Origin of the sequence: Carnobacterium pleistocenium FTR1 (assembly GCF_000744285.1) — a bacterium.
GTDB classification, from domain to species: domain Bacteria; phylum Bacillota; class Bacilli; order Lactobacillales; family Carnobacteriaceae; genus Carnobacterium_B; species Carnobacterium_B pleistocenium.
The window spans coordinates 2,392,950-2,405,358 of sequence record NZ_JQLQ01000002.1 but is presented as its reverse complement, the minus strand read 5'-3'; the positions used below and the strand labels follow the sequence as shown (position 1 = coordinate 2,405,358).

General features: G+C 37.1%; 9 protein-coding genes. 2 read left to right on the top strand and 7 right to left on the bottom strand.

From position 1 onward, the window contains the following. Positions 1-110: 110 nt before the first annotated feature. The gene (locus BP17_RS11755) at positions 111-548 is read left to right on the top strand and encodes an Lrp/AsnC family transcriptional regulator (RefSeq protein WP_035054604.1); all 438 of its coding nucleotides are present in this window, start codon (positions 111-113) and stop codon (positions 546-548) included. Positions 549-704: 156 nt separating this feature from the next. Here BP17_RS11755 and BP17_RS11750 read toward each other — a convergent pair whose 3' ends face one another. The 4 genes from BP17_RS11750 to BP17_RS11735 all read right to left on the bottom strand — a co-directional run bounded on the left by BP17_RS11750 (position 705) and on the right by BP17_RS11735 (position 6,900). After that, positions 705-1,949 carry a glutamate-5-semialdehyde dehydrogenase gene (locus BP17_RS11750; RefSeq protein WP_035054602.1) on the bottom strand — a complete coding sequence of 415 codons (1,245 nt, stop codon included), beginning with the start codon at positions 1,947-1,949 and terminating at the stop codon, positions 705-707. An 18-nt stretch (positions 1,950-1,967) separates the two neighbouring features. Beyond that, entirely contained in the window at positions 1,968-2,789 is an 822-nt protein-coding gene (gene proB / locus BP17_RS11745; protein ID WP_156956036.1) for a glutamate 5-kinase, read from the bottom strand. Between the two features lie 419 nt (positions 2,790-3,208). Further along, entirely contained in the window at positions 3,209-5,851 is a 2,643-nt protein-coding gene (locus BP17_RS11740) for a cation-translocating P-type ATPase (RefSeq protein ID WP_035054597.1), read from the bottom strand. 530 nt (positions 5,852-6,381) lie between these two features. Next, the gene (locus BP17_RS11735) at positions 6,382-6,900 is read right to left on the bottom strand and encodes a type 1 glutamine amidotransferase domain-containing protein (protein ID WP_035054595.1); all 519 of its coding nucleotides are present in this window, start codon (positions 6,898-6,900) and stop codon (positions 6,382-6,384) included. Positions 6,901-7,080: 180 nt separating this feature from the next. Between BP17_RS11735 and mgsA the strand changes: the two genes are divergently transcribed. Further along, positions 7,081-7,509, top strand: coding sequence for a methylglyoxal synthase (gene mgsA, locus BP17_RS11730; protein ID WP_035054593.1), 429 nt, complete (start codon positions 7,081-7,083; stop codon positions 7,507-7,509). Positions 7,510-7,558: 49 nt separating this feature from the next. On the opposite strand, the gene BP17_RS11725 is transcribed toward mgsA, so the two are convergent. The 3 genes from BP17_RS11725 to BP17_RS11715 form a co-directional block, all read right to left on the bottom strand. Continuing rightward, positions 7,559-10,108, bottom strand: coding sequence for a vitamin B12-dependent ribonucleotide reductase (locus BP17_RS11725; protein WP_035054592.1), 2,550 nt, complete (start codon positions 10,106-10,108; stop codon positions 7,559-7,561). 213 nt (positions 10,109-10,321) lie between these two features. After that, the gene (locus BP17_RS11720; RefSeq protein WP_035054591.1) at positions 10,322-11,515 is read right to left on the bottom strand and encodes an amidohydrolase; all 1,194 of its coding nucleotides are present in this window, start codon (positions 11,513-11,515) and stop codon (positions 10,322-10,324) included. Between the two features lie 49 nt (positions 11,516-11,564). After that, entirely contained in the window at positions 11,565-12,389 is an 825-nt protein-coding gene (locus tag BP17_RS11715) for a MetQ/NlpA family ABC transporter substrate-binding protein (RefSeq protein ID WP_035054589.1), read from the bottom strand. Between the last annotated feature and the right edge of the window lie 20 nt (positions 12,390-12,409).

Here is a 12,409-nt window from a genome sequence, read left to right as displayed (position 1 = left end):
TCCTTATTAAACTTTATTTTATTAAGTAGAGGAAAGGTTTGACTTGAAATGTCTTCTTCATTCTGTATAATTTTAATATAAAGATGATTCTTTGAAAAGGAAGGGATAAAATGGATAGGATTGATAAACAGATTATTCAACTACTAGAAGATAATGCAAGAGCATCATTGAAAGTAATTGCAGCTAAGACATTTTTATCTTCTCCAGCCGTTTCTGCACGAATCTCTCGTCTTGAGAAAGAGGGGATTATTACAGGTTATGCTGCTCAAGTAAACTTACATAAACTCGGTTATCATATTACAGCCTTTATAAATCTCGAATTAAGTCCTAAGCAAAAACCTATATTTTATCCATTTGTTAAGGAATGCCCAAATATATTAGAATGTAATTGTGTAACTGGAGAGTATTCGATGCTTTTAAAGGTTTCTTTTCCAAGTACTGTTGAATTGGATAAATTTATTGGCGAGCTTCAACAGTTTGGTAAAACCTCTACGCAAATTGTTTTTTCAACTAGCGTAGAGCCTAGGGGGATCCAATTAGAAGAATAAGGTGAAAAGGTTAATAAAGCAAAAAAATTGGCAACTTCACATCAATTTCGCCTCCAAATATAGATTGAACCAAAAAAGCTCACTCTTCAATAGAAAAGTGAGCTTTTTTGGTGTGAGACTAGGTTGTGTCCATCTGTTTTTGACTGAATTCCTGTTCTAACGAATTTGACCTTCTCCAAAAATGATGTATTTTGATGAAGTTAATTCATTTAGACCCATTGGGCCACGGGCATGTAACTTTTGAGTGCTTATCCCAATTTCGGCACCAAAACCAAATTCAAAACCATCTGTGAAACGAGTAGAGGCATTGATGTAAACAGCAGCAGAGTCTACCTCACGATGAAATTGAAGACCAGCAGCGTAATTATCGGTCACGATTGCTTCAGAGTGACCCGTACTATAGCGATCAATGTGTTCAATTGCTTCATCTAAAGAGGAAACTACTTTAACAGCTAAAATGAAATCTAAAAATTCAGTTTCCCAATCCTCTTGAGTAGCCGGAACGGCCTTTTGTAAGTAAGAAAGAGCTTTTTCATCGGCTCTTAATTCAACATTCCAAGGAGCCAATGCTTTTTCGATAACGGGTAAGAAAGTTTCTGCTACATCTTCATGGATCAACAACGTTTCAGCAGCGTTGCATACGGAAGGCCTAGAACATTTGGCATTAACAATAATATCAGATGCCATTTTCAATTGGGCATCTTTATCAATATACACGTGGCAGTTTCCAGTACCTGTTTCAATTACGGGTACTGTAGCTGTGTTCATAACTGTTTGAATCAATTTTGAGCCGCCGCGAGGAATCAAAACGTCCAAGTAACGATTTAATCGCATCATTTCTGTTGAACTTTCACGTGTCGTATCTTCAACTAATTGAATTACGGTAGAAGGAAATAGAGTTGGTTTAAGTGCATCTTGCAAGACGCGGACTAATGCTTTGTTTGAGTGGATAGCTTCCTTACCACCGCGTAAAATAACCGCATTGCCAGCTTTAAAACATAAAGATCCAGCATCAGTGGTCACATTTGGACGAGATTCATAAATGATTCCAATAACGCCTAAAGGAACGCGTTGTTTGCCAATCGTTAGACCAGCTTCGTTTTTCCACATGCCATCGACTTTTCCGATTGGATCTGGTAAATCAGCTATTTCAATAATACCATCAGCCATTGCTTGAATGCGTTCTTCCGTTAGAATCAAACGGTCTACCATATTTTCTGATATCCCATTTTCTTTAGCATTAGTTAAATCTGATGCATTTGCTGTGAGGATGGTTTCTGTATGATCGATCAAAGCTTGGCTCATTAATTTTAAGGCTTCGTTTTTTTCAGATGTTGTAGCTTTTGCAAGTGAGCGAGCCGCTTTCTTTGCTTTTTCACCTAATTGAATCAAGGTTTCCATAAAGACACCCTTTCTAATTTAGTTGGCAGAAAATAATGTTCCGATTTCTTTGCCTGCAATAATATCAAAAATAATTGTAGGATCTTCACCATTAGCCAATACCATTCGGCTAGTGTTTTTTAAGATATGATCAGCAGCTACTAGTTTACTAGACATACCGCCAGTTCCAAAGCGTGATCCTTTTCCACCAGCAAGAGTATATAACTCATCTGTGACAGCATGAATTTCGTGAAAAAGAACTGCATCTGGTTCATCACCGGGGTTTTTATTATAAAAACCATCGATATCTGATAACATAATCAATAAATCAGCATCAGTAATTTCAGCAACAATAGCAGACAAGCGATCATTATCACCAAATTTAGTCAAATGATCTAGTTCATCTACTGCAACAGTATCATTTTCATTTACGATAGGAATGATACCCTTTACAAGCAACTGTTCAAAGGTGTTGATTGCATTTAGTCGGCTAGTTGGAAACTCGATTATATCGCGGGTCATCAAAACTTGGCCGATAATTTGGCCATAGCCATAAAAGAATTTACTATATAAATTCATTAATTCAGTTTGACCCACTGACGCTACAGCTTGCTGTTCAGGGATGGTCTTTGGTCGTTCGGTTAATTGCAAGCGAGAAATTCCGACCCCTACAGCTCCAGAAGAGACTAAAATAATTTCTTTTCCTTGATTATTTAAATCAGATAAAACAAAAGCTAATTTTTCTAAACGTTGTAAATTGATGGCACCATTGGCATACATGATCGTGCTGGTTCCAACCTTTACAATTATCCGTTTACATGAAGATAATAATTGTCGAGAAGTAGTCGTCATTTTTTTCATCCATTCTATACTTAATAACCCTAAAAAATTCGGTTTAGTCTAATGAGTTTGTTCATTAATCAGTAAGACAGTCTATTCCATTTATTCTACCAGTTTCTAAGGTAAAAAACTATTTTTTCTGGCTTTTGACTTAAGAGACAAACTAAAGAGATAAAAGAAGAAAGGCTGTATATTTGTTAATGTTGATAAATCATTTAAATCGATTAACCAAAATTTTGGAGGAATAGGGAGTGCTTGTAGACTTGAAAGTCTAAAGATTATGAATCTCAGGCTTCAGACGGTCCCGTGGCTACAATCAAACCCATCCATTCCAGAAAAAAATTATTTTATCGTACCAACAGTATTTGTTAAAGAACCAAAAGAAAGGCCCTGGCAAATGCCTAGGACCTTTTCTTCTTTCTTTAGTTTTTTCTGATAACTTAAAATATTTTATTCATTTTACGCATAATGAATTTTTGAAGTTCAACTACTATAAGAATAGTAAGAGATAGTCCAATAGCAATTATCCAATGCGTTATACTAATAGCAACTAAGTTAAAAATACCAGCTAAGAATGGCACAGTAGCCACGAGGGTAATCAATGCAATTGAGAGCATTGCTAACCAGAACAAGTTCATGTTGGATGTAATCCCAACTTTGAAAATAGATTCTTTACTGCGTGCATTGAAAATGTGCAGTACAGAAGACCAACCAAGAATTAAGAAAGCCATTGTTTGACCAACGTCATGACTTGCGGAGATTGTAGAATCGATATCAATAAATGAACCCACGTAGAAACCAATAAGAGTCGTAATTGTGAACGTTAAAGCTGCAATTGCAATATTCCGATAGCCGCCTTTAGCGAAGATACTTTCACCTTTAGCTGTTGGTTCATTATCCATAATAGTCGGATCAGCTTTTTCTTTGCTCAATGCAAAACCAGGAATTCCATCCGCTACTACATTAACAAATAGTAGTTGGATAGCAATGACTGGTAATCCCCAGCCCATAATAACAGCAATTAACATAATGAGAATTTCTGAAATGTTACATGATAATAAAAAGTATACAGTTTTTTTGATGTTTTCGTAAACACGTCGTCCTTCTTCAACAGCATGAACAATGGTATCAAATTTGTCATCGGTCAAGATCATGTCAGAAGCACTTTTAGCAACCTCAGTACCGGTAATTCCCATAGCAGTACCAACATCAGCCGCTTTTAAGGCTGGTGCATCATTGACACCGTCTCCGGTCATGGCTACAACTTCTCCATGTGATTGCCAAGCTTTAACGATTCGAATCTTGTCTTCAGGAGAAACACGTGCATAAACGGAATAATCACGAATTGTTTCTTTTAGTTTTTCGTCTGAAAGTTTACCTAATTCAGCACCTGTGATTGCTTTATCGCCTTCTTCAAAAATACCGATTTGTTTAGCGATAGCAGAAGCTGTAGCAGCATGGTCACCAGTAATCATAATGGTTTTAATGCCTGCTGACTTGGCTTCTTTAACTGCTTGAATACTTTCTTCTCTTGGAGGATCAATCATTCCGACAATCCCAGCAAATGTAATCCCATCTTCAAGTTCTTCGGGACTTAAATCTTCTGGAAGTGTATCGTATGTTTTATATCCAACAGCGATAACGCGTAAAGCATCATTAGCAAATGAGTCATGGATATCTCGTGCATTTTGACCTGCTTCATCTGTAATAGACGAAAATTCAACTGGTAAACGATCAAAAGCTCCCTTAGTAATGGAAATGTAATGACCATCTATCTCATGAACAGTCGTCATCAACTTACGACTAGAATCAAAAGGTATCTCGTGTACACGTGGGTAAGACTTATCTAAATCATCTTTTTGAAGTCCTTTTTTCTGTAACAAGCGGATAATCGCTGTTTCAGTAGGATCTCCACTAATAACTTCCTCGCCATCACGATCTTCAATAGTCGCATTTGAGGCTAGGCTCATCATCTTAAGAACCCATTTTTCATCATCACCAAACTCATTTTTTACATTTATTGGTTCATGAGGAAAAGCCCAAAGTTTTTGAATGGTCATTTGATTTTGAGTTAACGTTCCTGTTTTATCTGAAGCAATAACAGAAGCACTACCCAGTGTTTCAACGGAAGGGATGGTTCGGATAATCGCATTGCGATCTACCATATTTTTCACACCATTAGCTAATGAAATAGTGACGATAACAGGTAAGGTTTCAGGAACGGCTGCAACAGCAAGTGATACAGCAGTCATTAAGCTAAGGATAAATGCTTCTCCTTGAAGGAAGCTTAAAATGAAAATAATAACCCCAGCAATTAAAGCGATGACACTTACTTGTTTTCCTAAACTATCCATTCTAGATTGTAAAGGTGTTTTTCCTTGTTTGGTACTGTTCAATAAGTTTGCAACAGAACCCATTTCTGTGTCCATACCAGTTGTTACAACAATAGCTTTTGCTCGTCCATTGGTAACCAAGGTTCCAGAAAAAACAGTATTAAATACATCACCAACAGGGCTGTCTTCTTCAATTTCTGCATTTTCGTCTTTTTCGACAGGCATACTTTCACCAGTTAATGCAGACTCTTCGACTTGTAAATCACTACTAGAAATTAAACGAGCATCTGCAGGTATTTGATCACCTGCTTCTAATAGTATAATGTCTCCTGGTACTAACTCGGCAGCGTCAATAACGTCTTCTTGACCATCTCTTATAACGCGTGCTTGTGGAGCAGATAGACTTTGCAATGAATCCAAAGCTTTTTCAGCTTTTCCTTCCTGCCTAAGAGCAATAACAACATTGATGACAATAATAGAGAAGATTACAATAGGTTCTGAGAAATCGTCGGGGTGTTCAGTAATGGCAATATACGTGGAGATAATTCCGGCAAGGATCAAGATAATAACGGTGACATCTTTTAATTGATCAAGAATCTTTGAAAATAAAGAAACACTTTCCTCTTCATCAAATTGGTTGGCACCAAATTGTTTTTTGTGTTCTCCTACTTCCTTCGGGGATAACCCTGTTTCTGCGGTACTGTTGAACTGTGATATAATGGAATCTAATTTTTTTGTTCTAAAATCCATAACATTCCTCCTAATAAGTATTTTTAACATAATGGATGAAACAAGCAAGTTAGGCAAGTAACCACTTGTTTGTTTCTGTAAGTATACCAATGTTTTTTTGCTTTTGTCAAGTTAGGAGCTTGAAAAAAAGTAAGTAATATTAAAATATTAGTAGAGCAATATTATTTTAGGTAAAAAAACCACCCATATAAAAAGGGTGGTAGAGGAGTCATTGCCATTTACTTTGGAGGAGAAAAGGCAATATAAAAAAGTTGGTTGTTATTGGTATAAGTAAACTATAACGATATGTTATGAAGAAAATGAGATGAAATTTATATATATCCCTTAAGGTAATGATAAAAGATAAAAAAGCTATCTCAATTAAGAGATAGCTAAGGGGGTAAGACTCTTTTCAATAGGGGGAGAAAAGAGAGTGAAAATAAATTCAGTACTATTTAACAACTTCTTTATTTTATCATAGGATATTTAATAGACTATGATAGGAAAGTGAAAATTTTAATTGAATTCAATTAAAAAAATCTTGTTTAGGATCAACCAGCTAAAGCCTTTATGATTGCTTTGTTGAAAGCGGGAAGGTCTTCAGGTGTACGACTAGAAATGATGCCGCTCTCGTCTTCTACAACTTCGCTATCTTCGAATAAAGCACCTGCATTTTTTAGATCAACGCCAACTTGTTTGACAGCAGTCATTTTTTTGCCTTTGACTACTTCAGCGTTAATAAGAAGTTGAGGTCCGTGGCAAATTGAAAAAATAGGTTTTTTTGCATCAGAAAAAGCTTTAGTAAAAGCTAAAAATCGATCATCAGATCTTAATTGATCAGGTGAAAAACCTCCTGGAATCAATAATGCATCAAAATCTTCTGGTGAAACGTCATCAATCCCTTTATCAATGGTAATGGTAGCTTCCCCTTTTTTTCCTGTAACTGTATTGCCTGCTTTTTTCTCAATTGTAATCACTTGGTGTCCTGCATTTATTAAAGCTTCCTTTGGCGATGTGAATTCGACATCTTCAAATAAATTGGTAACGACTGTTGCAATTTTCTTTCCCATGTACAATCCCTCTTTCCTAATAGTTTAAGTTTAACAATGCTTATTTTAACGCAGACAAAAAAGCACTTCAAGTAAAAGGGATTTTCTATTACTAATGAAACCGGTTATATAAACTTATCTTTTTATCAAGTACATGTTACTATTAGCTAAACAGCTTTTTGAAAGGAGTTGAAACCGGATATGAATATTGCTTTTATTGCACATGATAAGAAAAAAGATGAAATGGTAAGATTGACCACAGCTTATCGAGAAATTATTAAAGAGCATCAAATATTTGCTACAGGGACAACCGGACAACGCATTATTGATGCAACTGGTTTAAATGTCCATCGTTTTAAATCTGGTCCACTTGGAGGAGATCAACAAATCGGAGCTTATGTATCTGATAATAAAATAGATTTAGTTATATTTTTGAGAGATCCTTTAACACCCCAACCACATGAACCAGATATTTCGGCCTTGCTAAGATTATGTGATGTTTATGAAATCCCTTTAGCAACCAATCTTGGAACGAGTGAAGTTTTACTGAGAGGTCTAGGAAGTGGCTTTATTGAATGGCGCAAAACACAACAAGAATCTCAATTAAAAGGATTAGAAGAATTCGAATAAAAAAAGAAAAAGGAGCATTGGACAAATTAAATTGTCCAAGCTCCTTTTTTTATAAACCACATTTTAATTGGGCGTTACAATTGATACAAGTATTGCAACCGCCTAAATCTTCCACTGTTCCTTGACGACAGATTGGACAAGTATCTCCAACTTCATTTCCGTAGTTTTTTTCTTCACTAACGGCAGCCACTTGAATCATACTTTGTTCTGAGAAATTTGATTCTCCACTCATTTCTTCATCCCAAACCGTATCTTCAGCTTTTAAAGTCAGTACTTGTGAGTCACGACTTCCGTCTACATAAACTGTACCACCTTTTGCTCCACCGTTATAAAGACGTTCATAAATTTTTTGAACTTGTTCAACTGAATAACCTTTAGGAGCATTGACCGTTTTAGAAATAGAGCTGTCGACCCAGCGTTGGATCGTACATTGTACATCAACGTGTGCCTCAGGTTTTAGACTCATAGCTGACACGAATTGTTTTGGCAATTGTTCAGGATCTGCTTCTGGATGTTGATCTAGGTATTCTTGAACAATATCAGCTTTTACCTCGATAAATTTGCCTAAACGTCCACTTCTAAAATAACTAAAAGAATAGTAAGGTTCAAGCCCGGTTGAAACACCGACCATTGTACCTGTTGAACCAGTGGGAGCAACAGTTAATAAATGTGAATTGCGTATGCCATATTTTATAACGCCTTCTTGGATGTGTTTTGGCATTTTTTTCATATAACCGGATTGAATGAACTTTTCTCTCAGATTAGTTGTTTCTGCATCAGTTTTCCCAATTAAGAATGGGAAACTGCCTCGTTCTTTTGCTAACTCAATAGAAGCCTCATAAGCTGAAACAGCGATGGTTTTAAAAATTTCATCGACTAATTGATTGCCTTCTTGAGAACCATATTCTTCGCCACAGTAGATTAGTAAGTCAGCGAGCCCCATGATGCCTAAACCAACGCGGCGTTCTCCTAATGCTTGTTTTTCGTTATCTGCTAAGAAGTAAGGAGTAGCATCAATTACATTATCTTGCATCCGTACACCGATTTTAACGGTTTGTTTTAATTTAGCAAAATCAACTGTGCCAGATTCTTTATCGGCCATTTCAGCTAAATTCACAGCTGCTAGATTACATACTGAATAAGGAGCAAGAGGCTGCTCGCCACAAGGATTGGTAGCGACAACTTTTTGGCCATAGGCAGTAGCATTTGTCATCTCGTTTGCATTATCAATAAAGAAAATACCTGGTTCAGCAGCGTAAGTGGCACAAGTAGTGATCAGTTTCCATAACTCCCGAGCCTTGATAGTCCGGTAAGTATGAACATCATGCCCTGAAGCTTCCCATTCACGAACATCGCCAACTTCTGGCCAACGAGTGTTATATTCTTCCATATCTTCTTTACTGTATGTCTCTACGGCAGGAAAACGAAGTGCATAATCGGTATCTTTTTCAACAGCTTCCATAAAGTCAGTCGTTAAACAAATCGAAATGTTTGCTCCAGATAAGAATTCCGGATTATGAACACTATAGATGCCACCTGTTTTTAATTTCTCAGCAGTTTCTTTCATCATTGTCGCGTCAAATCCACCATAACCGGGTACGTTTTTATAATTTAGAATACTTTGATACATAGCGATTTCGCGTTGTGTAAAAGGTGTGAACTTTAATTTTTCACTTGCTAGCTTTCTTATGTGTGTGTCGGTGGTGGTTTCAATTAAATAACGCAAAATACGAGGGTTCTGCATTTTTGAAATAATAAATTCAAGAATATCTGGATGCCAATCAGCTAACATGATCATTTGTGCTCCGCGACGGCTACCGCCTTGTTCAACTAAGTGAGTTAACTTAGCAATATCATCTAACCAAGAGACAGCTCCTGATGATTTTCCATTGACACCGCGAGCTAAGGTATGGCGTGGACGAAGAGTAGAGCCATTCGTTCCCACACCGCCACCACGACTCATGATTTCCATAACTTGTTTTCGATGATCCGAAATGCCCTCACGAGAGTCTGGCACAAACGGCATAACATAACAATTGAAATAAGTGACATCGGTTTTTGAACCTGCTCCATACAAAACGCGTCCTGCAGGAATAAAATTCAAGTTTTTTAATTCTTCATAAAAAGTAGTGTAAGCCGCTTTTCTTTTTTCAGGCGTTGTTTCTATAGCTGCTAAGCCGGTTGCATTTCGTTTAGCAATTTGTTCATAAAAAATTTCAAGTGGTTTTTCAATCACATCTAAACTGCAAGTAATGATCCCAGTTTTTTGCTCATCTTGATCTTCAATTGATCCTCGGAACTCTTCATCAATCAAAATTGAAGCCGTATGGTTAGAATGGTTGATTTGTGTAACAAATCCAGTGCCTCTAGTAGGGTATTGTGGATCTGGCTTAACGGTAAGAACAACTAGATCTCCGATAGAAAGAGTCGATTTAGAAAGGTCTTTAAAGGAATAGCGGTCTAACATTACTAAGCGAGATACCCCTTTATAGGTTAATTTCATATCATCAGTTATTGGATGAACTTGAGGGAAAGCCTTGATATCTTCATTTAATTTTTCAATAGTTAGTTCTGCTTTTGCAGAGATGTTTGTAATCATAAATACCACTCCTTAATAAATTAGTTATGTAACCAACTGATACTAATAATGTTTGTTTTCCTGTATATAGCTATCGGTATTTTATTCTACACTACATATGGTGTTTTTGCACGATTAAAAATCATCATTTTAGAAAAAAACGAAAAAAAAGAAACGAAAACAACTCGCTTCAATCTTTTCAAGGAAATACTGACCAAATCTTTTTTAGTATGGTTATTCATTTAAAAAATCTAGCGCATATTTGACATGTAACTCGGTTGCTATAGCTAATCCACGTTCATCAATATCAAAATTTTCATGATGATGTCCATACCAAGTCTGCGGGTTAGCAGGATCTTTCGTTCCAACACGAGCATAAACGCCTTGTGTAACGGCTAAGAAGTCGGCAAAATCATCTGCTCCTAAACTTTTTGGATTGTCTTGAATAATATTTTCTGCTCCCACGATACCCGCACCTACTCGAGCCGCACGACTTGCAGCCAGCGGGTTATTGATAAGAGGAGCAGCGGCATCGTAATTTTCAAATTCAATTGATGTGCGATGAGCGTTAGCAATCTCTCGTGCCACGCGTTCTACAGCTGCTAATACAAATTGGCGTGTTGTATGGCTGAAAGTACGAACGGTTCCTTCAAGAGTGGCTTCATTGGCAATAATATTGTAACGGGTCCCAGCGTTCAATACGCCGACAGCAACCACGACATTATCCAATGGGCTGACTTCACGAGCCACAATGCTCTGCAATTCAACAGTAATGGCAGCAGCAGTCAGTAAGGCATCTTTTCCTAAATCAGGTCTAGCTGCATGACCACTTTCACCTGTCACTTTTATTTTGAAAATGTCACAAGAGGCATTTGTAGGACCTGCAGTAGAAACGATTTTTCCAGTTTTAATAGAGGAATCAACATGGATTCCAAAAACTTGATCGACATGGTTAACAAATCCACCAGCAACAAATTGTCTTGCTCCAGCTCCAATTTCTTCAGCTTGTTGAAAAGCTAATTTAATGGTGCCAGAAAAATCCGCTTCATGTTTCTTTAAAATTTTTGCAGCTCCTAATAAAGCAGCCGTGTGGCCATCATGACCGCATGCATGGTGTAACCCTTTGTTAAGTGATTTGTAGGGTTTATCTTTAGCATCTTCTAGTTCGAGAGCATCAATATCGGCTCTCAAGAGAATCGTTTTTCCAGCTCCTCTTTGACCAGTGATCGTTCCGATAGCTCCTGTTTCACCAACCGCTTCATAAGGAATGTTTAGTTTTGTTAACTCATTTTTAATGTATTTGATTGTTTCATACTCTTTCAAGCTAGGTTCAGGATGTTGGTGAAGGTATCGACGCAATGCAATAACCTCTTGAGCTCCTTGTTGAACTTCTTCGTGTACTGTAGATCGAGTGAGTACTTTTGTCATAATCCATCGTCCTCTCTAAGTTAGGTTGATTTTTGCTGGCTGTTTCTAATTACCATACTGGGATAGAAGAGCCTTTTGATGTTTCATCAATGACTTCTTTCGTGTCTTCTGCTTGGTAAGCTTCTATGATTTGTTTGAAAACGGCATTGTCTTTATCTTCATCTCTTGAAACAATCGCATTGTAATAAGGATCCGATGAGTCAGTGACTGGTTCTAAGAAAACAGCATCTTCAGTTGGAATGAATCCAGCATCCACAGCCATTCCGCTATTGATAACGGATGCATCCACATCTTCTAAAGCGCGAGCCGTTTGTGAAGAATCTAATGTTTCAAAAGTTAAATTTAACGGATTAGAGGTGACATCTTCAACTACAGGTACTTGATTTTTTGAAGGATCTACTTCAATTAGACCTGCTGTTTGAAGTAGAAGTAAGGCTCTTCCTTCATTCGAAACGTCGTTTGGAATAGCAATCACATCGTTTTCTTTTATCTCAGAAACATCTTGAATATTGGATGAATAAATACCAAGCGGAGCAATAACCGTATCAGCGATAGCGACTAAATTTGCACCATGATCTTCGTTAAAGGAATCCATAAAAATCTTCGTTTGAAAAGAATTTAAATCTAATTCGCCTTCAGAAAGAGCAACATTTGGAGTGGCGTAATCTGTAAATTTAATCAGTTCGATCTCAACACCATCCGCGGCTAGCTTTTCTTGCACGAATTCCCAAACTTCATTTACTTCGCCAACGACCCCAATTTTAATCGGTTCGGCTTTTTCAGTATCTGTAGCCGCATCCGTTCCACAAGCGGTTGTTACAAGAAGTCCTACTGCTAACGTTAACCCTAAAAGACCTTTTTTAAATTTTTTCATCTTCTTTTCCTCCAATGTCA